The sequence below is a fragment of the Streptomyces sp. YIM 121038 genome (assembly GCF_006088715.1).
In the GTDB taxonomy this organism is placed as follows: Bacteria; Actinomycetota; Actinomycetes; order Streptomycetales; family Streptomycetaceae; genus Streptomyces.
Window position 1 is genome coordinate 3,477,455 of record NZ_CP030771.1, and the last position, 24,917, is coordinate 3,502,371.

At 72.9% G+C, this 24,917-nt stretch carries 21 protein-coding genes and 2 tRNA genes; 6 read left to right on the forward strand and 17 right to left on the reverse strand.

What is annotated here, in order from left to right:
- Positions 1-203: 203 nt before the first annotated feature.
- Positions 204-3,113 (reverse strand): leucine--tRNA ligase, encoded by a 2,910-nt coding sequence (leuS, locus tag C9F11_RS14470; protein WP_138959688.1) that lies wholly within the window; start codon positions 3,111-3,113, stop codon positions 204-206.
- 457 nt (positions 3,114-3,570) lie between these two features.
- Between leuS and C9F11_RS14475 the strand changes: the two genes are divergently transcribed.
- Both C9F11_RS14475 and C9F11_RS14480 read left to right on the forward strand, forming a co-directional pair.
- Entirely contained in the window at positions 3,571-4,821 is a 1,251-nt protein-coding gene (locus C9F11_RS14475) for a cytochrome b/b6 domain-containing protein (protein WP_249401733.1), read from the forward strand.
- Positions 4,818-6,404, forward strand: coding sequence for an NADH-quinone oxidoreductase subunit NuoF family protein (locus tag C9F11_RS14480; protein ID WP_138959689.1), 1,587 nt, complete (start codon positions 4,818-4,820; stop codon positions 6,402-6,404). The genes C9F11_RS14475 and C9F11_RS14480 overlap by 4 nt, the downstream gene beginning before the upstream one ends.
- A gap of 62 nt (positions 6,405-6,466) precedes the next feature.
- Here C9F11_RS14480 and C9F11_RS14485 read toward each other — a convergent pair.
- A tRNA-Ala gene (locus C9F11_RS14485) sits at positions 6,467-6,539 on the reverse strand.
- Between the two features lie 113 nt (positions 6,540-6,652).
- On the opposite strand from C9F11_RS14485, the gene C9F11_RS14490 reads away from it, so the two are divergent.
- The gene (locus C9F11_RS14490) at positions 6,653-7,951 is read left to right on the forward strand and encodes a glycosyltransferase 87 family protein (protein WP_249401734.1); all 1,299 of its coding nucleotides are present in this window, start codon (positions 6,653-6,655) and stop codon (positions 7,949-7,951) included.
- Here C9F11_RS14490 and C9F11_RS14495 read toward each other — a convergent pair.
- The 3 genes from C9F11_RS14495 to C9F11_RS14500 all read right to left on the reverse strand — a co-directional run bounded on the left by C9F11_RS14495 (position 7,930) and on the right by C9F11_RS14500 (position 9,797).
- Entirely contained in the window at positions 7,930-8,163 is a 234-nt protein-coding gene (locus C9F11_RS14495) for a hypothetical protein (RefSeq protein ID WP_016643127.1), read from the reverse strand. The genes C9F11_RS14490 and C9F11_RS14495 overlap by 22 nt on opposite strands.
- A 3-nt stretch (positions 8,164-8,166) precedes the next feature.
- A complete protein-coding gene (locus tag C9F11_RS47370) occupies positions 8,167-8,343 on the reverse strand; it encodes a hypothetical protein (protein ID WP_171075738.1) in 177 nt (58 codons plus the stop codon).
- Positions 8,344-8,432: 89 nt separating this feature from the next.
- Complete coding sequence (locus C9F11_RS14500; protein WP_275940280.1) at positions 8,433-9,797, reverse strand: MFS transporter; 1,365 nt, start codon at positions 9,795-9,797, stop codon at positions 8,433-8,435.
- Positions 9,798-9,999: 202 nt separating this feature from the next.
- Here C9F11_RS14500 and C9F11_RS14505 point away from each other — a divergent pair, with 202 nt between their 5' ends.
- On the forward strand, positions 10,000-11,058 hold the full coding sequence (locus tag C9F11_RS14505; RefSeq protein WP_249401735.1) for a helix-turn-helix transcriptional regulator: 1,059 nt from the start codon (positions 10,000-10,002) through the stop codon (positions 11,056-11,058).
- 139 nt (positions 11,059-11,197) lie between these two features.
- Here the strand turns inward: C9F11_RS14505 and C9F11_RS14510 are convergent.
- The 7 genes from C9F11_RS14510 to C9F11_RS47375 all read right to left on the reverse strand — a co-directional run bounded on the left by C9F11_RS14510 (position 11,198) and on the right by C9F11_RS47375 (position 15,642).
- Positions 11,198-11,270, reverse strand: a tRNA-Ala gene (locus C9F11_RS14510).
- 106 nt (positions 11,271-11,376) lie between these two features.
- The gene (locus C9F11_RS14515) at positions 11,377-12,018 is read right to left on the reverse strand and encodes a histidine phosphatase family protein (protein WP_138959691.1); all 642 of its coding nucleotides are present in this window, start codon (positions 12,016-12,018) and stop codon (positions 11,377-11,379) included.
- Positions 12,015-12,473, reverse strand: a complete 459-nt coding sequence (rsfS, locus tag C9F11_RS14520; RefSeq protein WP_138959692.1) for a ribosome silencing factor — start codon at positions 12,471-12,473, stop codon at positions 12,015-12,017. Before rsfS ends, C9F11_RS14515 begins: the two co-directional genes overlap by 4 nt.
- Positions 12,474-12,690: 217 nt before the next feature.
- Positions 12,691-14,484, reverse strand: coding sequence for an LCP family protein (locus C9F11_RS14525; RefSeq protein WP_138959693.1), 1,794 nt, complete (start codon positions 14,482-14,484; stop codon positions 12,691-12,693).
- Positions 14,485-14,500: 16 nt separating this feature from the next.
- The gene (gene nadD / locus C9F11_RS14530) at positions 14,501-15,151 is read right to left on the reverse strand and encodes a nicotinate-nucleotide adenylyltransferase (RefSeq protein ID WP_138959694.1); all 651 of its coding nucleotides are present in this window, start codon (positions 15,149-15,151) and stop codon (positions 14,501-14,503) included.
- A gap of 67 nt (positions 15,152-15,218) precedes the next feature.
- Positions 15,219-15,383, reverse strand: a complete 165-nt coding sequence (locus C9F11_RS14535) for a hypothetical protein (protein WP_138959695.1) — start codon at positions 15,381-15,383, stop codon at positions 15,219-15,221.
- Positions 15,384-15,489: 106 nt separating this feature from the next.
- A complete protein-coding gene (locus C9F11_RS47375; RefSeq protein WP_171075740.1) occupies positions 15,490-15,642 on the reverse strand; it encodes a hypothetical protein in 153 nt (50 codons plus the stop codon).
- A 115-nt stretch (positions 15,643-15,757) separates the two neighbouring features.
- On the opposite strand from C9F11_RS47375, the gene C9F11_RS14545 reads away from it, so the two are divergent.
- Entirely contained in the window at positions 15,758-16,939 is a 1,182-nt protein-coding gene (locus C9F11_RS14545) for a M48 family metallopeptidase (protein ID WP_249401736.1), read from the forward strand.
- A 101-nt stretch (positions 16,940-17,040) separates the two neighbouring features.
- Here C9F11_RS14545 and C9F11_RS14550 read toward each other — a convergent pair whose 3' ends face one another.
- The 5 genes from C9F11_RS14550 to proB all read right to left on the reverse strand — a co-directional run bounded on the left by C9F11_RS14550 (position 17,041) and on the right by proB (position 22,392).
- Positions 17,041-18,105, reverse strand: a complete 1,065-nt coding sequence (locus C9F11_RS14550; protein WP_138959698.1) for a hypothetical protein — start codon at positions 18,103-18,105, stop codon at positions 17,041-17,043.
- A 121-nt stretch (positions 18,106-18,226) separates the two neighbouring features.
- Complete coding sequence (locus C9F11_RS14555; protein WP_138959699.1) at positions 18,227-18,844, reverse strand: hypothetical protein; 618 nt, start codon at positions 18,842-18,844, stop codon at positions 18,227-18,229.
- A 103-nt stretch (positions 18,845-18,947) separates the two neighbouring features.
- Positions 18,948-20,234, reverse strand: a complete 1,287-nt coding sequence (locus C9F11_RS14560; protein WP_138959700.1) for a glutamate-5-semialdehyde dehydrogenase — start codon at positions 20,232-20,234, stop codon at positions 18,948-18,950.
- A gap of 196 nt (positions 20,235-20,430) precedes the next feature.
- Positions 20,431-20,943: a hypothetical protein gene (locus C9F11_RS14565; RefSeq protein ID WP_138959701.1), complete on the reverse strand. Its 513-nt coding sequence runs from the start codon at positions 20,941-20,943 to the stop codon at positions 20,431-20,433.
- A 288-nt stretch (positions 20,944-21,231) separates the two neighbouring features.
- Positions 21,232-22,392 (reverse strand): glutamate 5-kinase, encoded by a 1,161-nt coding sequence (proB, locus tag C9F11_RS14570; protein ID WP_138959702.1) that lies wholly within the window; start codon positions 22,390-22,392, stop codon positions 21,232-21,234.
- A gap of 368 nt (positions 22,393-22,760) precedes the next feature.
- On the opposite strand from proB, the gene C9F11_RS14575 reads away from it, so the two are divergent.
- On the forward strand, positions 22,761-24,842 hold the full coding sequence (locus C9F11_RS14575) for a hypothetical protein (protein ID WP_138959703.1): 2,082 nt from the start codon (positions 22,761-22,763) through the stop codon (positions 24,840-24,842).
- Positions 24,843-24,917: the final 75 nt, after the last annotated feature.

The window sequence follows — 24,917 nt, forward strand, 5'->3', positions numbered from 1 at the left end:
GAGGGTTCCAGCGGAACCCGGAACCTGCCCGTAGGGGACTACCCGGATGCGTCGGCCCGACGCCACGGCGTGCCCGGGGCAACGTACCCCGCCCGGCGAACAGTTGACCGGCCGGACCCCGTGCGGGGTCCGGCCGGTCACCATCCATCGCCTCACCGGCCGTCCGGAGCGCGGCGAGCGTCCGGGCGGGCGGCCGGGAAGGGTCAGGCGGGAACGATGTTCACCAGCTTCGGCGCCCGCACGATGACCTTGCGGATGCCCGCGCCGCCCAGCGCGGCCACGACCCGCTCGTCGGCCAGGGCGACCTTCTCCAGCTCGTCGTCGGAAATGGCCGGGGAGACCTCCAGGCGCGCCTTGACCTTGCCCTTGATCTGCACGACGCAGGTCACGGTCTCGTCCACGACGTACGCGGGGTCGGCGACCGGGAAGTCCTGGTGGACGACCGAGTCGGTGTGGCCCAGACGGCGCCACAGCTCCTCGGCGACGTGCGGGGCCAGCGGCGCCACCAGCAGCACCAGACGCTCGGCCACGGAGCGCGGCACCGCGCTCCCGGCCTTGGTCAGGTGGTTGTTCAGCTCGGTGATCTTCGCGATGGCGGTGTTGAACCGCATGCCCTCCAGGTCCTGGCGGACGCCGTCGATCGCCTTGTGCAGGGCGCGCAGCGCGTCCTCGCCGGGCTCCGCGTCCACGACGGTCGCCTCACCGGTGGCCTCGTCGACGATCAGGCGCCACAGACGCTGCAGCAGCCGGTACTGGCCGACGACCGCGCGCGTGTCCCACGGGCGGGACACGTCCAGCGGGCCCATCGCCATCTCGTACAGGCGCAGGGTGTCCGCGCCGTACTCCTCGCAGATCTCGTCCGGGGTGACCGCGTTCTTCAGGGACTTGCCCATCTTGCCCAGCTCGCGCTTGACCGGCTCGCCCTCGAAGAAGTACTGCCCGTCGCGCTCCTCGACCTCGGTGGCCGGAACCGGGAAGCCGCGGCTGTCGCGGTAGACGTACGCCTGGATCATGCCCTGGTTGAACAGCTTGTGGAACGGCTCGGCCGACGAGATGTGGCCCAGGTCGAACAGGACCTTCGACCAGAAGCGCGCGTACAGCAGGTGCAGCACGGCGTGCTCGGCGCCGCCGACGTACAGGTCGGCGCCGCCGGTGGGCTGGCCCGCGCGCGGGCCCATCCAGTAGCGCTCGATGTCGGGGGCGACCAGCTGCTGGTCGTTGTGCGGGTCCAGGTAGCGCAGCTCGTACCAGCAGGAGCCCGCCCAGTTGGGCATGGTGTTGGTCTCGCGGCGGTACTTCTTGGGGCCGTCGCCCAGGTCCAGCGTGACGTTGACCCAGTCCTCGTTGCGGGACAGCGGGGTCTCCGGCCGGGTGTCGGCGTCGTCCGGGTCGAAGGTGCGCGGCGAGTAGTCGTCGACCTCCGGCAGCGGCAGGGGCAGCATCGACTCGGGCAGCGAGTGGGCGACGCCGTCCTCGTCGTAGACGATCGGGAAGGGCTCGCCCCAGTAGCGCTGGCGGCTGAACAGCCAGTCGCGCAGCCGGAAGTTGACGGTGCCGCGGCCGATGCCCTCGCGCTCCAGCCACTCGGTGACGCGGGCCTTGGCCTCGACGACGGACAGGCCGTCCAGGGAGACGTTGTCACTGGAGGAGTTGACGATCTTCGCCTCGTACGAGGCGAAGGCCTCGTCCCACGTCGACGGGTCCGTGCCCCGGTCGTCGGAGGGCTCGACCACACAGCGCATCGGCAGCTCGAAGGCGCGCGCGAAGGCGAAGTCGCGGGTGTCGTGCGCCGGGACGGCCATGATCGCGCCGGTGCCGTAGCCCATCAGGACGTAGTCGGCGATGAAGACCGGGACGCGCTCGCCGCTGACCGGGTTCGTGGCGTACACGCCGGTGAAGACGCCGGTCTTCTCCTTGGCGTCGGCCTGGCGCTCGACGTCGGACTTGGCGGCGGCGACGGCACGGTACTTGGCGACGGCCTCGGCGGGCGTCGCGTGGCCGCCGGTCCACACCTCGTGGGTGCCCTCGGGCCAGGCGGCCGGGACCAGCGAGTCGACCAGCTCGTGCTCGGGCGCCAGGACCATGTACGTGGCGCCGAACAGGGTGTCCTGGCGGGTGGTGAAGACCGTGATCGCCGCGTCGCCGGAGCCGACGGGGAAGTCGACGCGGGCGCCTTCGGAGCGGCCGATCCAGTTGCGCTGCTGCAGCTTGATGGCCTCGGGCCAGTCCAGCGCGTCCAGGTCCTCCAGCAGGCGGTCGGCGTACGCCGTGATGCGCATGTTCCACTGGCGCAGCTTGGACTTGAAGACCGGGAAGTTGCCGCGCTCGGAGCGGCCGTCGGCGGTGACCTCCTCGTTCGCCAGGACGGTGCCCAGGCCCGGGCACCAGTTGACGGGGGCCTCGGAGGCGTAGGCCAGGCGGAAGCCGCTCAGGACGTCGGCGCGCTCCGTGGCGGACAGCTCGCTCCACGCGCGCGTGGAGTCCGGTACGACGCGCTCACCGGTCTCGAACTGGGCGACCAGGTCGGCGATCGGACGGGCCTTGCGCAGCTCGTCGTCGTACCAGGAGTTGAAGATCTGCAGGAAGATCCACTGGGTCCACTTGTAGTACTCCGGCTCGATCGTCGCGAACGAGCGGCGCTTGTCGTGGCCCAGGCCCAGACGGCGCAGCTGCGCCTTCATGTTGGCGATGTTGGCCTCGGTGGACACGCGCGGGTGCGTGCCGGTCTGCACCGCGTACTGCTCGGCGGGCAGGCCGAAGGCGTCGAAGCCCAGGGAGTGCAGGACGTTGTGGCCCGTCATGCGCTGGAAGCGCGCGAACACGTCCGTGGCGATGTACCCCAGGGGGTGACCCACGTGCAGGCCCGCACCCGAGGGGTACGGGAACATGTCCATGATGAACTTCTTGGGGCGGGCCGCCAGCTCCGGGTCGCCGGCCAGGTCACCGCTCGGGTTGGGTGCTTCGTACGTGCCGTCGGCGTCCCAGACGTCCTGCCAGCGCGCCTCGATCTCGGCCGCCAGGGCGGCCGTGTAGCGGTGCGGCGCGGCCGCCTCGGCGGCCGAAGGGGCGCCCCCCGCGCCTTCGGCGGTGGCGGAGGAATTCGTCTCGCTCATGGTCCTCAAAGCTCCATCGATCGTCTCTGCCTGCGGAAACGGCCGTGCGGCCAAATAAAAATGCCCCTCGCACAGGAGGGGACGCCGCGCCGATTCCGACCACGCTCACTGGGCGGTCGGGACTGATCAGCGCGGCCCGCTAAGCAGAAGGCGTACGGCACGCATGGCGTCAGAGTACCGCAGGGCCCCGAGCCCGGGCGACGCAGTTCGTCCCGCTCCGGCCGGATCCGGACCGCGGTGCCGCACGGAAAGCGGAGGCTCACCCTTGGCCAAGGATTACTCCGCGTACCGCCCACTATCGGGGCAACACCAAGATCGAGTCGCACTTTGATAACAACGCAATAACTCAAACCACGTACCCGCCGGTATGGGGCGACTTAGCATGCGGCGACCGGACCATTTCGGAGTCGCCCCCATGAACCCTCTGCACCCGCACCGCAAGCGTCCCCGGAGCCCCGTGTTATCCGGCTCCCCCTCGCTCCGCTCGCCGGCCGGGCCGTTCACCGGCTCGTTCGCCGGGCCGGGCAGAGCGGCCCGCGGCCTGCTGACCACGGCCGCACTGCTCCTGATACCCCTGCTGGTGTTCGCGGGAGGCGACGACTTCCGTGCCGCCCTCGACTACACCACCGGCGTCCTGTCCCTGGTCTCCCTGACCGCGTCCGTCGCCTGGGGCCTGGTCGCGTCGGACCGCCTCTTCCTGGGCTCCCGCCAGCGCCTGCTCGCCCAGGCCGTGCACCGGGCCACCGCGGTCGCCGCCGTCGGCTTCCTGCTCCTGCACGGCACCGTCAAACTCGCACTCGACCACGTGTCCCTGGTGGGCGCGGTCATCCCCTTCGGCCTCGGGCTCACCGGCGGCGACGGCCTCATCGGCCTGGGGTCGCTCGCCGGCCTCCTGATGGTCACCACCAGCGTCACCGGCGCCCTGCGCAGCGCCTTCGCCTCACCGGTCCAGGTCGCCTCGCGCTGGCGGGCCCTGCACATGCTCGCCTACCCCGCCTGGTGCGCCGCCCTGATCCACGGCCTGTACGCGGGCCGTCCGCCGAAGCCGTGGGTGGTCGCCCTGTACTGCCTGTGCCTCGTCGCGGTCGCCGGAGCCATGGCGCTGCGGGCGGCACCGCCGCCGGTCAAGCGCAAGGCGGCCGCCCGGATCCTCGCCGTCCTCGAACCCGACGGCCGGGGAGCGCCCGGCCGGTCGCGCCGCCGCGCCCGGGCGGCCGTCCGGGACCCCGGGACCGCCCCCCTCCCGGGCACGGCCCCCGGCGGCCGCATCCCGTCCGAGCAGGCCCCCGTCACCGGCATCGCCGCCGCCTACCGCGCGCTCGCCACGCCCGCCGAGCAGGACGAGGCCGACCTCCCGCCGGACCTAAGGACGACCGAGGTCCTGCCCACCGTCGCGCCCCGCTGGCCCGCCCCTTCGCCCCCGCCTCCCGCCGAGGCCCCCGGCCCCCCGTTTTCGTATGACTCCGTAGACCCTCAGGACACGCAACACGACTACGGAGACACCCGGTTCGGCCCCGACGGACCGGGCCCGCACTCCGAGGGCCGCTACGACACCGGATCCCGGCCCGTCTACCACCCGCCCGCGGACGACCCGCCGTACGAGCCCGTGCGCGAAGGCGACGGAGCCGCCGCGCAACCCCTACTAGGCCCGTTCCAGGCGCCCAGCACCGGTGAGCCCTGGAACGCGCCCGCCGGAGGCAGCAAGTGAACGCGTCCCTGCCCGACGTCCCCGAAGTCCGCGTCGTCGGGCTTCCGCTGCTGACCTCGGGCTTCGATCTGGTCGAGCGGCTCGACCTCGCCATGCACCTGAAGGTGCACGGACCGCTCGAGCCCGTGGCGGGCGAGCAGCTGGCCGGACTCGCGGAGGCGATCGGGCTGCGCGGCCGCGGCGGCGCGGGCTTCCCGTTCGCCACCAAGCTGCGGGCCGTCGCCGAGTCCGCGATCCGCCGCGGCGTACGTCCCGTGGTCGTCGTCAACGGCAGCGAGGACGAGCCCGCCTGCCGCAAGGACACCGTCCTGATCAACCGCGCGCCGCACCTCATCCTGGACGGCGCCCTGCTCGCGGCCGAGGCCCTCGGCGCACGCACCCTGATCGTCGGTGTGACCCGTGACTCCACGGAGGCGTCGATGCGCGCCGCGCTCGGCGAGCGGGGCCTGAGCGACCGGCGCGGCTCGCGCCTTCGCGCGCGCGTGCAGCGCAACCCCGTGCGCATGGTGACCGGCGAGTCCTCCGCGCTCGTACGCTCCGCGGACGGCGGTCCCGCGCTGCCTCCGGGGCGCAAGGTCCGTACCGCGGACTCCGGGGTGGGCGGCGCGCCCACGCTCCTGTCGAACGCGGAGACCTTCGCGCAGCTCGCCGTCGCCGCCCGGACCGGCGCGGACCGCTACCGCCGCACCGGACTGCGCGACGAGCCCGGCACCGTCCTGCTGACCGTCTCCGGGGCCGTCGCACGCCCCATGGTGGTGGAGGTCCCAACGGGCGTCCCGCTGCGGTACGTTCTGCAGCTCGCGGGCGCTCCCCCGCTGCCGCAGGGCGTCCTGACGGGCGGCTACCACGGCAAGTGGCTGGACCCGGTCACCGCGCACGACGCCGTCGTCTCCCGTGCCGCCCTGGAGGCCTGCGGGGGCGCGCTGGGCGCGGGCGCCGTGCTGCCGATCGGCCCCGGCACCTGCCCGCTCGGCGAGTCCCTGCGCGTGGCCCACTGGCTGGCGGCCGAGAGCGCGGGCCAGTGCGGCCCCTGCTACCTGGGCCTGCCCGCCGCCGCGCGCGGGCTCGCGGACGTCCTGGACGGCGGCGGACCGACCGCCCTGGAGGCGCTGCGCGAGGTGACGCGGGCGGTGAAGCGGCGCGGCGCCTGCAAGCATCCCGACGGCTCGGCGGCCTTCCTGGAGTCCACGATCGCGGCCTTCACCGACGACCTGGCGGCACACGTCCTGGGGGACGGCTGCGGGCGCCCGGTGGAGGGCGTGCTGCCCCTCCAGGACGACGCGCCGCAGGGCGAGGCGCCCAGCGGCCGCAAGCTCGCCGTCGACTGGACGCTGTGCCAGGGCCACGGCCTGTGCGCCGACATCGTCCCGGAGCTGATCCAGCTGGGCCCCGACGGCTTCCCGTCGGTCGCGGAGGCGGCGGTGCCGCGCTACGCGGAAGCCCGCGCCCAGCGCGCCGTGCGACGCTGCCCCGCACTCGCCCTGCGCGTCGAGGAGGATCCGGCGGCGCCCGGCGCACCCCGGACCCTGCCGATGCTGTCGCGCGGGCGCGGACGTCGCGCCCTGGGCAGCGGACGGCCGTAGGACACGAGGAGGACACACGAGAGCGGGCCACCCGATCCGGGTGGCCCGCTCTTCATTCACTGTGGAGCTAAGGAGAATTGAACTCCTGACCTCTTGCATGCCATGCAAGCGCTCTACCAACTGAGCTATAGCCCCTTGCTGTGTTCCGCCCGGTTTCCCCGGCGGCTCCGCCAACATTACACGGTGGACCCCCCGCACCACCAAATCGTTTCCGTTCCGGACGCACAGCGGCGCTACCGTCCCGCGTCGTGACCGTGATCGTGTCCGTCGCCGCCCGCCGCCGCGTACCGCTCGCCGCCGGGGCCTGCCTGTTCTCCTTCGTGGCCTTCTGGGCAGCCCAGCGCGCTGCCGGCGTCTCGATGATCGACCTGATGGTCTACCGCGCGGAGGGCGCGACCGCGCGTGCGGGCGGCGACCTGTACGCGCTGCGCGCGACCGAGGCGCACCTCCCCATGACGTACCCGCCCTTCGCCGCGCTGCTCTTCACGCCGCTGACCGTGCCGGACGTCGCGGACCTACGGATGCTCGCGACGGCCGGGAACCTGCTCCTGCTGGTCGTCTTCGTCCGGCTGTGCCTGCGGCTGATCGACGGCCGGGGGCACGCGCCCGGAAGGGAGCGGCCCGGACACGCGCGCGTGGAGACCGCTCTGTGGGTGTCGGCGCTCGCCGTCTGGTCGGAGCCGGTGTGGACGACGCTGCGCTACGGGCAGATCAATCTCCTCCTCGCGGTCCTGGTGCTGTGGGACCTGACCCGGCGCCCGGACCACCGGTGGGCGGGAGTGGGCATCGGGGTGGCCGCGGCCATCAAGCTCACGCCCGCGCTGTTCGCGGTGTTCCTGCTGCTCGTCGGTGTCGTGGAGGCGGTACGGCGGGGCGGGTGGCCGCCCGCCCTGCGGCACGCGTGCGTGGCCACCGGGGCGTTCCTGACGACGACGGTGGCCGGTGCCGTCGTACTGCCGGACGACTCCCGGCGCTTCTGGACCCGCGTGGTCTTCGAGACGAGCCGGGCCGGACACACGGAGCAGACGGCGAACCAGTCGCTGCGCGGGGTGCTCGCCCGGCTGCTGCACACCGGGGAGCCCGGACCGTGGTGGACGGCGGGCGCCGTGCTGGTGTGCGCGGGCGGCCTCGGGGTCGCGGTGACCGCAGCCGCGCGCGGGGAGCGGGCCTGGGGCGCGGCCGCCTGCGCGGCGACGGCGCTGCTCGTCAGCCCCGTGTCGTGGTCACACCACTGGGTGTGGTGGGTGCCGATGGCGCTGCTCCTGTGGACGCGGGCCGCGCGCCGGGGCGGGCCGGTGCGCGGGGCCGCCGCGAGCGGGCTCGTCGTGGTGTTCTGCTCGTACGCCCTGTGGTGGGTTCCGCACCGTCCGGGGCGGCCCGAACTCGGCCAGAGCGTCGGTCAGATGGGTCTGTCGGCGGTGTACCCGCTGGCGGCCTTCGGCTTCCTCGCGGTGGCGGCGGCCGCTGTGCGGCGCGGGCCCCGCGGGCGCGCGGAGTGCCCGGGGAGGCCCCTCCGGGGCCGCGCTCAGGCGGTGGCGAAGGAGTAGAAGCGTTTGAGCGTGCAGTGCTCGTCGAGCAGACGGCCGTAGATCGGCTCGCCTTCGAGTTCCCGGTACGTCTCGATGGGGTCGCCTTTTATGATCAGCGCCCGCGCGCACTCCTCGCACCAGTACTGGTAGTCCGGGTTCACCGGCTCCATGTCGCGGACGATCGGCGTACCGCTGCCGCACCAGTCGCACTTACGCCTGTGTGCACCCATCGATCAGCTCCAGCTGTGGCCGCAGGCCGTGCACACGTAACTGACTCCGCCATTGTCACCGAGGACTTGGGCGACGTGGGACGAGCCGCAGGAAGGGCAGTTGAGGAGCGTGGCGTCACCGGACCGTATCTTCGCCACTTCGGGGAGGCCGCCGGCCTCCTCGAGGATGCTCGCAGGCATCACGCTCTCCCTCCCGTCGAGTCACCGTCGGCGCACTGGTGCAGTCCCCTTCCGGCCCCCCGAATTCTGCCACGACCACGGCGAGCCGGTCAGCGACGCATACGTACCAGTCCGGACACGGCCCCGAGGGCGGCCGCAGCGGCGAGCGCGTAGGAGCACACCAGGAGCGCGTCCGACGACGCATACGCTCCCGGAGCCCCCGGTGACTCAAGCCGGCCGAGGAAGAGGGCGCCGAAGACCGCGACACCCGTCACCTGGCCGAGCTGGGTGACGGTCGCGAGGAGGCCGCTGGCGTCCGCCGCGTCCTCGGGCCTGACCGTCGCCAACGCGCGCGTGAGGACCGGGCTGAAGCCGAGCGACATCCCGATGCCCACGGCGACGAACGCCACGTACAGCCAGCCGCCGACGTCGCGGCCGTCGCGCAGCAGCAGGCCCACGGCGAGGCTCGCCACCGCGGTGAGGGCGAATCCGCAGGGGACGAGCGCCGGTTGAACGGCCCGGGGCCACTTCCGCCAGGTCAGGCCGACCGCCCCGAAGAGCATGGCGGTCGGGGCGAACGTCAGCCCCGCGCGCAGCGCGCTGTAGTGGAGCCCACCCTGCAGGTGCAGCGTGAGCACGAACAGGAAGCCCGCGTTGACCGCCATGATGACGGCGAGGCGGAGGACGGCGACGCCCATGCCCGGGGTGCGCAGCAGCCTCGGCGAGATCAGCGGCGCCCCGCCGCGCTCGGCCAGGCGGGACTCGTAGCCGCAGAACAGGGCGAAGAACACCGCGCAGGCGGCCAGGGACAGCCAGGTCCACAGCGGCCAGCCCTTCTGTTCGCCGAGGACCAGGGGCACGGTGAAGAGCGAGACGGTGGCGCCGAGCAGGACGAGGCCCGGCAGGTCGAGGCCGCGGGCGCGCCCGGCAGTCGGCTTGCTGTCGGCGGGCAGGACGCGGGCGGCGAGCGCCAGCAGGACCACGCCGACGGGCACGTTCACGAGGAACACCGGGCGCCAGCCGGTGCCGAACAGATCGGCGCTGACCAGGACGCCGCCGACCACTTGCCCGGCCGCGGCCCCCGTGGCGAGCACCGCCGAGTAGGCGCCGAGGGCCCGCACCCGGGCCTCACCGGTGAAGGTGCGCTGGATGAGGCTCAGGACCTGCGGAATGAGCAGCGCGGAGCCCGCGCCCTGGACCAGGCGGAACGCGATCAGCTGGCCGGTGCTCTGGCTCAGGCCGCAGGCCAGCGACGCGGCGGTGAACAGGGCGAGCCCGGCCATGTAGACGCGCCGGTGCCCGAGCCGCTCGCCGAGCCGGGCACCGGTGATCAGCAGGACGGCGTACGTGATGGTGTAGCCCGCGATCACGAGTTGCAGCCCGGCGCCGGACGCGTGCAGGTCGGTACGGATCGTGGGCGCCGCGACGTTGACGATGAACACGTCGAGCAGCGCCATGAACTGGGCCGCGAGCACGGCCGCGAGCACGCGTCCCGGGCGATTGTCAGTGCCGGGGGCTTTACTGGATGCGGGAGTTGAGACCGGGCTCGGTGCCGATGGGCTTGTGGTCGTCATGCACATGAGAGTGCCGACGGCTCGGTACAGGTAGTGAGAGCCCGCGGATGCTGGTACTGACAGCACCTGGCACGGGGCGGCCCGGACGTTGACGATGGGGGACGTGACGATGGGGGACGTGACGACGATGGACACGACGAGCAGGGCGCCGGGCCCGTCGAACCCGCAGGCGCTCCCCGGCGTCCACGGTGCAGGGCGTCCGACCGGTGCCGCACGGGGGTCGGCCACTGGTCGGGCGCCCCGCACGGCCGACGCCGGGGCCGCCTCCGCGGCCGCCCGCACACCCGGCTCCGCGCCCGCCCGCACACCCGCGGCCTCCGCGACCCGGCGGCGCCCCGAGCTGGCCGCCTTCCTGCGCAGCCGCAGGGCCCGTGTGACCCCGGCCGACGTGGGCATGCCGCCGGGCCCGCGCCGCCGCACTCCGGGGCTCCGGCGCGAGGAGGTCGCCCAGCTCTCCGGCGTCGGCGTGACCTGGTACACGTGGCTGGAGCAGGGCCGCCCCATCAACGCCTCCGCGCAGGTCCTGGACGCCGTCGCCCGCACCCTGCGCCTGGACCGGGCGGAGCGCGAGCACCTGTACCACCTGGCCGAGGTGCCGTACGCCGTCCGGCACGAGGCGGTGGCCGAGACGGTCGGCCCCGAGATCCAGGGCATCATCGACGCCCTGGACCCGCACCCGGCCGTGGTCTACAACACGCGGTACGACATCCTCGCCACCAACCCCGCCTACCGGGACCTGTTCATGGTCCCCGAGATGGAGACCATAGGCGTGCCGAACGTCCTGTGGACCCTCTTCGTGGTCCCCCGGTGCGACTGCCCGCTGGTCTTCCGGGACGCGGAGCTGCCGGTGATGGTGGCTACGCTGCGCGGCGCGTACGGGCGGCACGTGGGCGAGCCCGCGTGGGAGGAGTTCGTCCGCGGACTGTCCCTGGCCAGCCCGGAGTTCGCGGAGCTCTGGGCGAGCGGGAACGTCATACCCCCCGGGCCGCGGGTGAAGACGTTCCGCCACGCGGCGGTCGGCGAGCTGCGGATGACGTCGGTCTCGCTGTCCATCAACGGCATGCCGGAGTGCCGGATCGTGGCCTACACCCCGGACGACGAGGAGACCCGCAGGGGAACGGCCCGGCTCCGGGAGCTGCGGCACGCGGAGACCGGCCGCTGAGCGACAGAACGCGGGCGCGGGAACGCCGGGCGCAAGAAACGCGGGACACCGAGAAACACGGGGCACCGAGAAACGCGGGACAAGAAGACCAGCGGACAACAGAAAGTCCCGCCCCCTGACGGGGACGGGACCGGGACTGTGGAGCTAAGGAGAATCGAACTCCTGACCTCTTGCATGCCATGCAAGCGCTCTACCAACTGAGCTATAGCCCCTTGCGTTCTTCCCGCTCTGCGGGGCGAACAAGAAGAACTTTAGCCTGCCACCTGCCCAAACGCGAAATCCGCGTCGGGACCGGCCACGAGGGGCGTGACCTGCGGGCTAGTCGTCGTCGCCGAGCACCGGCTCGGGCAGCGTGCCCGCGTTGTGCTCGAGGAGGCGCCAGCCGCGGGCGCCCCTGCCGAGGACGGACCAGCAGCAGTTGGAGAGCCCGCCCAGGCTTTCCCAGTGGTGCGACTCCAGGCCGAGGAGGCGGCCGATGGTCGTACGGATCGTGCCGCCGTGGCTGGCCACGACGAGCGTGCCGTCCTCCGGCAGCTTCTCCGCGTGCCGCAGCACGATGGGAGCGGCCCGGTCGGCGACCTCGGTCTCCAGCTCACCGCCGCCGCGCCGCACCGGCTCGCCGCGCTTCCAGGCGGCGTACTGCTCGCCGAAGCGGTCGATGATCTCCTCGTGGGTGAGGCCCTGCCACTCCCCCGCGTACGTCTCGCGCAGGCCCTCGTCGTGCGTGACGTCGAGGCCCGTGACGGCGGCGAGCTCGGCGGCTGTCGCGGCGGCACGCTTGAGGTCGGAGGCGATGATCGCGTCCGGCTTCAGCGAGGCGAGCAGCCGGGCGGCGCGGCGCGCCTGGGCGACGCCGGCCTCGGTCAGCTCGATGTCCGTGGAGCCCTGGAAGCGGCGCTCCAGGTTCCAGGACGTCTGGCCGTGCCGCCACAGGATGATGCGGCAGCCGCGGGCAGTCACCGCAGCTCACCACCGAGGTGGCGCATCTCCTCGGCCTCCTCGGCGGCCTGCTGGAGCTTGGCGTGCTCCGCGGCCTTGCCGCGCGTGGCCTTGGCGTCGGCGGGCAGCTCGATCTCGGGGCAGTCCTTCCACAGCCGCTCGAGGGCGTAGAACACGCGCTCCTCGCTGTGCTGGACGTGGACGACGATGTCGACGTAGTCGAGGAGGATCCAGCGGGCGTCGCGGTCGCCCTCGCGGCGCACCGGCTTGGCGCCGAGCTCCTTGTTCAGGCGCTCCTCGATCTCGTCGACGATCGACTTGACCTGGCGGTCGTTCGGCGCCGAGGCGAGCAGGAAGGCGTCCGTGATCGACAGCACGTCGCTGACGTCGTACGCGATGATGTCGTGCGCGAGCTTGTCGGCGGCCGCCTGGGCGGCGACGGTGATGAGCTCGGTGGAGCGGTCCGTGGCGGTCACTAGAGAGCTTTCCTTCAGATGGGCAATACCCGTCAAGGGTCTCACGGACTGCGGACGGCTCCCCAGACGATTATTCGATCACCGGGGAGCCGGACGGAACGGACGCCACCGCTCAGTCCCTCAAGGCGGCCCTGCCGACGGCCCCGGCGACCGGCGGGCCCGGCGGCTCGTGGCCCCGGCTGCTCGCAGGCCCGGCGGCTCGGCGGGCCCGGCGGCGTCAGCGGCTCTTGTAGTCCTGGCCGAGCACCACGGACACCTCCGCGTTCGACGCCGGGTCGCCCTTGCGGACGGCGCTCGCGGGCAGGCCCAGGGTCTTGGCGACCTCAGCCGCCTCCTTCTTCTTGTCCGCGTCACCGTAGGTGACCTGCGAGGACGTGGCGGGCGCGGAGCCGGTACCGCCGTCGACGAAGGTGTAGCCGCCGTTGACGAGGGCGATGCGGGCGTTCTCGGTGGCGGTCTTGGCGCCGGTGGCGTTGCGCACGCCGACGCGGACCGCCGCGCCCTGCTCCGGGCTCTTCACGACGCCGCCGAGGACGTCCTTGACCACACCGGCGGACGCCTTGTCCGTCAGCGTGCCGTCCTGCCGCACCGGAAGGAGCGCGGTCGCGTAGTCGCCGCCCTTGGCGCGGTCGGCGAGCTTGGCGAGGAAGGTGCCGAGGTCCTTCTCCTTCAGCGACGGGTCGAGGATCTGCGCGAGCGACTGCACGGTGACCGTGGCGGCCTGCGGGTCGGACGACAGCTTGCGCAGCACGCCCTGCATGACCTGGCCGAACCGCGTCAGCTGCGCGTTCTCGCCCTCGCCTGCCGCGCGGTAGGTGGCGTAGGCGACGGCCATCGGCCCGCTCAGGGTCTGCCGCTCGCCCTTCTTGACGAGCGGCGCCTGGCCCTTGCGCTTGGCCTTGGGGTCGGGCACGTCGGCGTTGGTGTCGATGTCGATGTTGCCGACGAGCTCGACGAGGTTGTTGAGGTAGGGGGTGTCGAGGCGCCAGGTGCCCTCGACCTTGGTGCCGAGCAGCGTGTCCAGCTCCTCGCGCGTACCGGTCGAGCCGTCGTCGTCGACGGACTTGCCGAGCGTGGTCGTGGTGCCGTCGTCGCCGGTCAGGGCGAGGGAGTTGGGCAGCAGGACGGCGGAGCCGCGCTTGGTGGTGGTGTTGTTCACCAGGAGCACGGTGGAGGTGCCGCCGCCCTTGGTGTTGTGCAGGTGCACGACGACGACGTCGCGCTTCTGCGGCCCGGCGGCGGCCGCGTCGCCGGACTTCTCCTCCGACTGGCCGGGCAGGTCGCCCGCGGCCCACAGATAGCCGACGCCGCCGACGAGGGCGAGCGCGAGGACGACGACCAGCGCGACGACCCGTGAGCGGCCCCGCCGCTTGGCCTCCTCGCGGCGCTCGGTACGGCTCTCCGTGAACTTCAGCCAGTCGATGACGTCTTCGGAGTCCTCGTCGGGCTCCTCGATGAACGAGAACTGCTCGGTGAGGTACTCGCGGGGCTCGTCGGTGTCCTGGACCCCGGCGCCGCCCTGCCCGCCGCGCCCGTCCGCAGCCGCCTCCGGCGCGGAGTAGGCCTGCTGCTGCCCCTGAGCCTGCTGCGGTACCTGGGCCTGCTGCTGCTCCTGTTGCTGCTGCTGCGGAATCCAGCCGGTCTGCTCCGCCGTGCCGTACGCGGTTCCGCCGTCGTGGGGAGTACCGCCGTCGTGGGGAGTACCGCCGCCGTGGGAAGTACCGGTGTCGTACGAAGTTCCGGTGGCGTACGCGTCGTACGCCTGCGGGTACCCGGACGCGGCGGGCTGCTGCCCCGGCCCCTGGGCGTACGGATCGTACCCGTACGCCTGCTGGGGCTGGGGCTGCTGCTGGGGCTGCGCGGCGTACGTGTCGTACGCGGGGGCCGCCGCCTGGCGGGGCACCAGTTGGTAGACCGGCCGCCCGTACTCGTCGTACCCGACGATCTCGTACTGAGCCGCCGCGTCACCCTCGTACTCGCCGCCGTACGGGTCGTACTGTCGGTCGTTCACCGGTGCCCCTCTCGGCTCAGTCGCCGCGGTACAGCTCGCGCTTGTCGATATAACGCACCACGCCGTCCGGCACCAGGTACCAGACGGGCTCCCCCTTGGCGACCCGGCAGCGGCAGTCCGTGGAGGAGATCGCGAGGGCCGGGACCTCCACGAGGGAGACGCCGCCCTCGGGCAGGCCGGGGTCGGCCAGGGTGTGGCCGGGGCGGGTGACGCCGATGAAGTGGGCCAGCGAGAACAGCTCTTCGGTGTCCCGCCAGGTGAGGATCTGACCGAGCGCGTCGGCGCCCGTGATGAAGAACAGGTCCGTGTCGGGGTTGAGGCGGCGCAGATCGCGCAGGGTGTCCGTGGTGTACGTGGGGCCGCCGCGGTCGATGTCGATGCGGCTGACCGAGAACTGCGGGTTCTCTGCGGTCGCGATGACCGTCATCAGATAGCGGTCCTCGGCGGGCGAGACCAGCTTGTGGCTCTTCTGCCACGGCTGCCCGGTCGGTACGAACACGACCTCGTCGAGGTGGAACTGGGCGGCGACCTCACTGGCCGCCACCAGGTGTCCGTGGTGGATCGGATCGAACGTTCCACCCATGACGCCCAGACGGCGCTTGGCGGCGCTCGCCGGGCCTGTGCCAGGTCCGCCCTGCGGGCCGGTCGGCATGTCCTGCTCTCCCATGCGTGCAGACACTACCGGCCCCGCCGGGCGACCCGGATTCCGGCCGCGGGGCCCCGGAGGGCGGGGCTCAGCGGTCGCGGTTGAAGCGCGTGGTGATCCACAGCAGCAGGAGCAGGACGACGAAGGCGCCGCCGCCGGTCACGTAGGGGCTCAGGCTCGCGTGCTCATCGACGTGCTCACCTTCGGAGGAGGCGAGGGTGACGAACTGGGCGGCGGTGGCGTGGAGGCTCATCGTCAGCAGGACCTATCCGGTGTGGGATCGGGGTAAAGACTTGGGCACATCGTATGCGGGGTGTGCCGGTGCGGCGACGGCGCCCTGCCGGGGCTCCCCGGGCCCGTCACTTCCGGTATCCCCGCAGCAACAGCCAGCCCACGAGGACGCAGCCGACGACCATCACGATCAGTACGACGCGGAGCAGGTTGCCCGGGCCCTGCTTGTCGGCCGCGTGGGCGGCCAGGGTGAGGGCGTCGGCGGAAGAGATGTACTCCATGGCGGATGGCTCCTTCTGTGCGCTGCCCCGTCACGGTATCTCCGCCTAGGCTGGGCCCCGTCTCGGGGGCACGATTGCGGACGCGACGGACGGACACCGACATGGGGGATGCGGCATGACCAACGGCAACCACGACGGCCAGGACAGCCACAACGGCCACGACGGCACAGGCAGCGGCAACGGCAACGGCAACGGCAACGGCAACGGGAGCGACGGCACGGGCACCGGCCAGGAGAGCGTGCCGAGCAGGCAGCGCAGGCGCTTCCCCGGCATCTCGTCCCGGGCGTACGAGCACCCGGCGGACCGCTCCGCCCTGGTGGCCCTGCGCAAGCTCAGCGGGTTCGACACGGTCCTCAAGACGCTCAGCGGACTGCTCCCCGAGCGCAGCCTCAGGCTGCTGTTCCTCTCGGACTCCGTGCGCGTGTCCGACGCCCAGTTCGCGCACCTCAACGTCATGCTGCGGGACGCCTGTTACATCCTGGACCTGGAGAAGGTCCCGCCGATGTACGTCACGCAGGACCCGAAGCCCAACGCGATGTGCATCGGCCTCGACGAGCCGATCATCGTGGTCACCACCGGCCTGGTCGAGCTGCTCGACGAGGAGGAGATGCGCGCGGTCGTCGGCCACGAGGTGGGCCACGCCCTGTCCGGCCACGCGGTCTACCGCACGATCCTGCTGTTCCTGACGAACCTCGCCCTGAAGGTGGCGTGGATCCCGCTCGGCAATGTGGCGATCATGGCGATCGTGACCGCGCTGCGGGAGTGGTTCCGCAAGTCGGAGCTGTCCGCGGACCGCGCGGGCCTGCTGGTCGGGCAGGACCTCCAGGCGTCCATGCGCGGCCTGATGAAGATCGCGGGCGGCAACCACCTGCACGAGATGAACGTGGACGCCTTCCTGGAGCAGGCCGAGGAGTACGAGGCGGGCGGCGACCTGCGCGACTCCGTCCTGAAGATCCTGAACGTGCTGCCGCGCTCCCACCCCTTCACCACCGTGCGCGCCGCCGAGCTGAAGAAGTGGGCCGCGACCCGCGACTACCAGCGCCTCATGGACGGCCACTACCCGCGCCGCCAGGAGGACAAGGACACCTCCGTCTCCGACTCGTTCCGGCAGTCGGCGTCGTCGTACGCGGACACCGTGCGCAACAGCAAGGACCCGCTGATGAAGCTGGTCACGGACATCGCGGGCGGCGCGGGCGACCTCGGCGGGAAGCTGCGCGGCCGGTTCACGGGCCAGGGCGGCGGCTCCTCCGAGCGCCCCGGCGGCGACGGGCCCGCGGAAGGACCCGGCGAGAAGTAGCCCCGGGCCGGTCGGCCACGGCCCTGGTCCGGTCGGCCACGGCCCCGGCTGGTCGGCCACGCCCCCGGCCGGCCGGGCACGCCCCGCCGGCCGCCCGCCCGCTACGTCCCGGCCCCGGCCGCCCCCGCCAGGGCCCCGCACAGCGCCGTCGCCCGGCCCGTCGCGTACGGGTCGGTGCCCGCGGGGCCGCCGGGGCCCGCCGCCTGGCCCGCGAGCAGCGGCCGCAGCAGCCGCGTGCTGTCGGCGGCGCAGCTCAGCGGCCCGGCCTGGACGTAGCTCACGAGCAGCTCGGCCTGGTGCATGCGCAGGTCGTCGCGGTCGAAGCGGAAGTGCAGTTCGCGGCGGACGGTGAACAGCGAGGCGCGCGCGTGGCCGGCCGCGCCCGCGGGCCGCAGCGCGTAGACGAAGGTGTGGTCGGAGGCCACTTCGAGGGTCTCCTTGTCGGTCTCGTCGGCGCGCAGCGTGCCGTGCACCCGCACCCCCGGGTCGGCGAGCGCCGTGCGCGCCGGGTCGAACCGCACCAGCCAGCCGGTGGGCGCGTGCCGCCCGTCGGCGGCGGGGCGGCTGAAGCTGCGGTCGAACTGGTCGAGCTGGGCGGGGTCGAGCAGCACCCGCGGGGAGCGCACGGTGCGGCCGGTGAGCACGTCCGGGTCGAGCGAGGACTCGACGAGGTAGTCCTTGGCGGTGGCGAGCGCGGCGACGACCTGGTCCTCGGTGAAGTGCGCGGTGCGGCGGGCGGCGGGCAGCGCGATGCCGCTGGCGCCGACGCCGAACTGCGCGGCCGGGCTCTTCGCGAACAGGTCCGCGGCCTTCCCGGCGCCGGGCACGCGGCCCTGCGGGGCGAGCGGGATGACGGTCATGCGCAGCGGCTCGGGGCGGCGGGCCACGGGGGTCTCGTAGGGGTGGCGCACGCCCATGTAGATGGCGGTGCCGAAGGCGACGGTGATCAGGACGACGAGGATCACCACCTGCCGGGAGAGCCTGCGGTGCGGGCTGGGCCTGCGGCGGACGGCGCGCGCGTGGTCGCCCATGCGCTCGCGCGCGGAGAACTCCTGTAATCGCGCAGCGCGTACGAACGACTCGTCGAAGACGACGGATCGGTACTCGTCCTCACCTCCGGGAGCGCCCTCGGGTGTCCCCGCAGGTGGTTCTCCTGGCCCGCCCATACCTTCAGGGTAGGTCTCCGGGACGCGCGATAAACGCCCTGGTACACGACAAGTTCTGACAACTCCTCACCTGCCGCGGCAGCACGTTCGCCGAGCTCGCGCGGGGGTTCGCGGGAGGGTGTCAGGGCGTGCGCGGCTCGGCCGGTACGGCGGGCTGGCCGAACTCCGCCGACGCGGAGGGGCCGCCGGTCTCGCCCGCGCCCCTGGTCTGTTCGACCTCGGTGGTCGCGGGCGGGGGTATGCGGTCCTGGCGGCCGGACGACGCCCCCCGGTACACCGCGGCGAAGGCGAAGGCCACCATGCCTATGCCCATCAGGAGGGCGAGCATCCAGGCGACGGGGCGGTGCCAGCGGACCTTGCCGCCGCGCCGGCCGTAGCGCCCGCGGCCGTCCTCCATGAACTCCGCGTCGTCGAGGTCGTCGAAGTCGTGGTCGGGGCCGAAGACTCCGTCGTCCGGGCCGTATCCGTCGTAGGCGTAGTCGTCGAAGTCGTCGTCCGCCGCGTCCCGGGCGTCGGAGCCGGAGCGGCGGGCGCGGCCGCGGCGGGCCTCGGCCTCGGCGCGGGCCTGGGCGGCGGCCAGGAGGCGCTCCACGGCGGTGGGTTCGTGGATTTCCGCGGCCCGCACGAAGTCCTCGTCGAAGACCACGGAGGCGAACTCGTCGTCCGCACCCCCGTGGTCGCGGTCGTCGTCGGGCTCCCCGCCGCCTGCGAACGGCGTGCCCCCCACGTCCTCCGGCACGCGTCCAGCGTAGACCTGGAGTGGTGGATTTGGGCAGACGGAAAGGGAATTCAGCGGTTGTGACCCCGAACGCCCCCGACCGTCGGGCGGGGGCGGTGAGGCCTCAGCGCACGTGTCCGTCGCCGGTCACGATGTACTTCGTCGAGGTCAGTTCCGGCAGGCCCATCGGCCCGCGCGCGTGCAGCTTCTGCGTGGAGATGCCGATCTCGGCGCCGAAGCCGAACTGGCCGCCGTCGGTGAACCGCGTGGAGGCGTTCACGGCGACCGTCGTGGAGTCCACGAGCTGGGTGAACCGGCGGGCGGCCTGCTGCGAGGTGGTGACGATGGCCTCGGTGTGCCCGGAGGTCCACAGCCGGATGTGCTCGACGGCCTGCTCCAGGCAGTCGACGACGGCGGCCGCGATGTCGTACGAGAGGTACTCGGTCTCCCAGTCCTCGGCGGTCGCCGGGACGACGGTGGCCTTCGAGGCGGGGGCGTACACCTGGACGCGCTCGTCGGCGTGCACGGTGACGCCCGCCTCGGCGAGGGCGTCCAGGGCGCGCGGCACGAAGGCGTCGGCGATGTCGGCGTGCACCAGGAGGGTCTCGGCGGCGTTGCAGACGCTGACGCGGTGCGCCTTGGAGTTGATGAGGATCTCGACGGCCATGTCGAGGTCGGCGTCCTTGTCGACGTACACGTGGCAGTTGCCGGTGCCGGTCTCGATGACGGGGACGGTGGACTCCTCGACGACCGTCTTGATCAGCGAGGCGCCGCCGCGCGGGATCAGGACGTCGACGAGCCCGCGGGCGCGCATCAGCTCGCGCACGGAGTCGCGGCTCTCGCCGGGCACGAGCTGGACGGCGTCGGCCGGGAGCCCGGCGCCGCCGACGGCGTCGCGCAGGACGCGCACCAGCGCCGTGTTGGAGGCGTACGCGGACGACGAACCGCGCAGCAGCACCGCGTTGCCGGACTTCAGGCACAGGGCCGCGGCGTCCACGGTGACGTTCGGCCGGGCCTCGTAGATGATGCCGACGACGCCGAGGGGGACGCGGACCTGGCGCAGGTCGATGCCGTTGGGCAGCGTGGAGCCGCGCACGACCTCGCCGACGGGGTCGGGCAGGGCGACGACGTCCCGCACGTCGGCGGCGATGGCGCGCACGCGCTCGGGCGTGAGCGTGAGCCGGTCGACGATCGCCTCGCTGGTCCCGGCGGCGCGGGCGCGCTCGACGTCCTCGGCGTTGGCCGCGACGATCTCCGCCGTGCGCACCTCCAGGGCGTCGGCGACGGCGAGCAGCGCGTCGTCCTTCGCGGCCCGCGGCAGCGGCGCGAGCCGCGCGGCGGCGGCGCGGGCACGGTAGGCGGCCTGGGCGACCGGGGTCATGTTGTCGTACGGAGAGAGCGGCGCGGTCATGGGGGCAGGGTAACCGCGTGCCCCGGGCAGTCCAGCCGGTTTCCCAGTCCGCGAGACATGGCCGGTAATGACCAGTGGTGCGTAACCCCGCCGGTGGAGGCGCCTTCGGGGTGGGCCGCACCGCGCTGTCGGGCGTCCGCGGGCGCTCGTGGCCGGGTCGCGCGGTTCCCCGCGCCCCTGAGGGGCGCTCCCCCGCTCAGAAGGGGTGGACGCCGACCGGGGTCGCAGGCAGCGGCCCGTACCCCTCCGCGATGCGCTGGTGATACGTGTCGCGGTCGATCACTTCGAGGCCGACGATCTCCCAGGGCGGCAGCTGCGCGGTCTGCCGGTGCTCGCCCCACAGGCGCAGCGCGACCGCCGCGGCGTCGTGCAGGTCGCGGGCCTCTTCCCAGTAGCGGATCTCCGCGTGGTCCTGGGCGTACCGGCTGGTCAGCAGAAAGGGGTGGTCGTGGGCGAGCTGTTCGAGGCCGCGCCTGACCTCCTGCAGCGGGGTCCTGGTGCCGGAGACGCTGAGTGTCACGTGCCACAGGCGCGGGGCCTCGGCGCGCTCGCCGCCCGTCTCCCGGGGGCTCTCGTCCGGCTGCCGCGCGCCTGTCTCCCGGTCGTGGTCACCGCCCGTGTCCCCGGTGTACGCCGCCCCCGCGGCGACGCTCGTCAGGGCGCGCTCAGCCGACCCGCGGGACGCCGCCCCTGGGCGCACTCGTCTCACGACGGCCTCCTTCAACCAGTCCTCTTGCGGATGCGCAACGGTCGTTACGCAACGGTCGTGCGGAACTGCCTTGCCACAAAGTTGAGCAGGACAAGCGGTCTCTCGGGGCGATTTTCCGGAGTTTCCCCTCGGGCGAGCCGGTCCGTGAACGGCGTTCGCGCCTGTTTTCGGCCGGATTTCCGCTGGTGTCGATGGGGTGGGCGGGGATACCGGGGCGGGCCGCACAGGGGTTCGCGGGAGCGCGCGTTCAGGGGCGCGGGCGGGGCGCGGCCCGGCGGCCGGGGCGCCTCAGGGGTGCAGGACCACCAGGCCGTCGCGGTGGACCACTTCGCGCTCGTACGCGGGACCGAGCTCCCGGGCGAGCTCGCGGGTGGAGCGGCCGAGGAGCCGGGGCAGCTCCTTGGCGTCGAAGTTGACCAGGCCGCGGGCGACGGCCCGCCCCGCGGGGTCCCGCAGCTCGACCGGGTCGCCCGCGACGAAGTCGCCCTCGACGGCCGCGATGCCCGCGGGCAGGAGCGACTTGCGGCCCTCCACGACCGCGCGGACGGCCCCGTCGTCGAGCGTGAGGGAACCCCGGGGCGCGGAGGCGTGCTGGAGCCACAGCAGCCGGTCCGCCGAGCGGCGCCCGGTGGCGTGGAAGTACGTGCCCGTGTCCCGGCCCGCGAGGGCGTCCGACGCGTGGCTCGCGGAGGTCAGGACGACGGGGATGCCCGCGGCCGCGGCGATCCGGGCGGCCTCGACCTTGGTGACCATGCCGCCGGTGCCGACGCCCGCCCTGCCCGCGCTGCCGATCTTGACGTGCGCGATGTCGGCGGGGCCGCGCACCTCGCCGATGCGCGCGGTGCCCGCGGCCGCGGGGTCGCCGTCGTACAGGCCGTCGACGTCCGAGAGCAGCACGAGCAGGTCGGCGCGGACGAGGTGGGCGACGAGGGCGGCGAGCCGGTCGTTGTCGCCGAAGCGGATCTCGTCGGTCGCGACGGTGTCGTTCTCGTTGACGACCGGCAGGGCGCCCATGGCGAGGAGCTCGTCGAGGGTCCGCGAGGCGTTGCGGTGGTGGGCGCGGCGGCTGGTGTCGTCGGTGGTGAGCAGGATCTGTCCGACGCGGAGGCCGTAGCGCGCGAAGGAGGCCGTGTAGCGGGCCATGAGCAGGCCCTGGCCGACGCTGGCCGCGGCCTGCTGGCGGGCCAGGTCCTTGGGGCGGCGGCGCAGGCCGAGCGGCGCGAGCCCGGCGGCGATGGCACCGGAGGACACCAGCACGATCTCGCGCTCGCCCCCGCCCGCCCGCCTCCCGCCACCACCCTCAACCGAGGCCCTTCGGGCCGCCCCCGGATTTCGGTGCTTGGCCAGCACGTCGACGAGCGCGTCAACGCGATCCGCGTCGAGGCCCCCCGAAGCGGTGGTCAGCGAGGACGACCCCACCTTGACGACGACCCGCTGCGCCTCTGCCACGCCCTGCCTAGTCACGCGCTTCCCCAAATGATCCCGATGCTGCTGGCCCTGCGAATCTACGCGAAGACCGGGGCCCGGCGCCCCGGCGTTTCGGCCGGTGGACCGCACGGGGGCGGCCAGGGGCCCACAGGGACGTCAAGCAGCCACACCGCGGGATTCCGGCCTCCGCATCCTGTGACCTTTGCCCCTATATGCGGTGATGAGCGTCACGGAAGATTGCTACGGAGGCACCCGGCGTCATACGGTCAGGGGTCTTCCTCTTATCCGGATGAGTGACGAGCCTCGTCTGAAGCGGGCCCCGTCCCCACGTCCGGACTCCAGTACCGCCCCCGCCCTGTCCGACCGCCCCCCGCCAGGAGCTCAAGCCCGTGCCCTCCGCCGGACTCGCCAACCGCCGCATCGTGCAGCTCACCGCGCTGCTGACGATGTTCGCACTCTTCGCGGCACAGCTCGCCACCGCGCTGATTCCGTACGTCCCGGTGTTCATCGCCGCCTCCGCGGCGAACCTCGCGCTCGACATCTACCTGCAGTACAAGCAGCCGGGGCTGCTCTCCCTGCTCGGCAAGGTCCGCTTCGACGTCATCGTCCGGCAGCTGCTGCGCGACATGCTGATCCTCGTCGGCCTGCTGCGCATCGACGGCATCGATCCGCTCGCCGAGCAGTCGCCGCTGACCGTCTCGCTGCTCGTCTTCTTCGCCCTGCACTTCACCTGCACGGCGACCGCCGTCATGGTCCGCCGCAGCCGCCAGCTGCCGGTGCTCACGCGGAACATCGACACGTCCGCGCTGCACCTCACCGCCGCGCCGCCGCGCCTGCTGGCCCGCCAGCACGCGCGCCGCCTGCTCCTGTTCTCGGTGCCGACGACCCTGGGCCTGCTGCTCACGGCGGCCACCACCGACGCGTACTGGGGCGGCATCGGCCTCGGCATCTCCCTGGCGCTCCTGGGCGGCAGCGTCGTCTACCTCATGACCTGGCTGCTCCCCAAGAAGCGCGCCAAGAACACCGAAGCGGTCATGGAGTGGCTCGACCAGTGGCTGGCCGACTACCGGCCGACCGTCGGCATGTACTTCTCCGGCGGCACCACCTCCGCGTACCAGGCCAACATGTGGCTCTCCACGCTCTCGCAGCTCGACGGCAACCCGCTGATCGTGCTCCGTGAGCGCTTCATGGTCCAGAAGATCGACTCCACGGACGTGCCGATCATCTGCTTCCCGAAGGTCGCCACGATGTTCTCCCTGGAGCAGTCGACGCTGAAGATGCTCCTGCACCCGGCGAACGCCGCGAAGACCTCGCAGGTGCTGCGCATCCCGTCGATCAAGCACGCCTTCATCAACCACGGCGAGAGCGACAAGCTGTCCTCCTGCAACCCGTACGCCAAGGCGTACGACGAGGTGTGGGTCGCGGGACCCGCCGCGCGCGAGCGCTACCAGCTCGCCGACATCGGCGTGGCCGACCAGGACGTCGTCGAGGTCGGCCGTCCGCAGCTGTCCCCGATCCGCCCGTACGCGGGCGCGCCCACCGGTGCGTACACGACCGTCCTGTACGCGCCCACCTGGGAGGGCTGGGACGGCAACCCCGGCAACACCTCGGTCATCCTCGCGGGCGAGAACATCGTCCGGAACCTGCTCGCCGACCCCGGTGTGCGCCTGATCTACAAGCCGCACCCGATGACCGGCTCCCAGATCCCGGCCGCGGGCGCCGCCAACGAGCGCATCAAGGCCATGATCCGCGAGGCCAACGTCCAGCGCTCCGGCGCCCGGCCCGGCCCCGAGGCCGAGGCCGAGCTGGCCCGGCGCACCGAGGAGCTGAACCTCCTCACGGCGAAGAAGTTCCGCAAGGGCGCGGACGAGCAGGAGCGCATGATGCTCCAGGGCAAGCCCGACGGCGACATCCGCGCCGCGATCATCGAGGCGACGCTCGCCTGGGAGACCGCCTACTGGGCGGCCCTGCCGGAGTGGGAGCACCAGATCATCACCGAGTCGCGACCGGCGATCTTCTCCTGCTTCAACCAGGCCGACGTGCTCATCAGCGACGTCTCCTCGGTCGTGTCCGACTGGCTGAGCAGCGAGAAGCCGTACGCGGTGGCCAACACCTCGGGTCTGAGCGAGGCGGACTTCCGCGCCGGCTTCCCGACGGTGCGGGCCGCGGCCATCCTGTCGCCCGAGGCGGAGGGCGTGCCCGAGCTCCTGGCCGCCGTGCGCGACCCCGGCCGCGACGTGTACGCCGAGGCGCGCGCCGAGCTCAAGGAGCACCTCCTCGGTCCTTCCGACCCGCCCTCCCTGGTCCGCTTCAACGCGGCGGCGATGGCGCTGTGCGCCAAGTCCGACGCGCGGCGCGTGCGCGCCGCCGCGCGGGTCGCCGCGGAGATTCCCGCGCAGCGGGAGGAGGCCGCGGAAGAGGCAGCCGCCGAGGCGGCCGAGGCCGCCGCGGAGGAGCTGGAGTCCGCGTAGCACGCCGATACGCCGAAGGGGCCCGGAGCGAGTGATTCGCTCCGGGCCCCTTCGGCGTGCGGGCCGCGGCGGCAC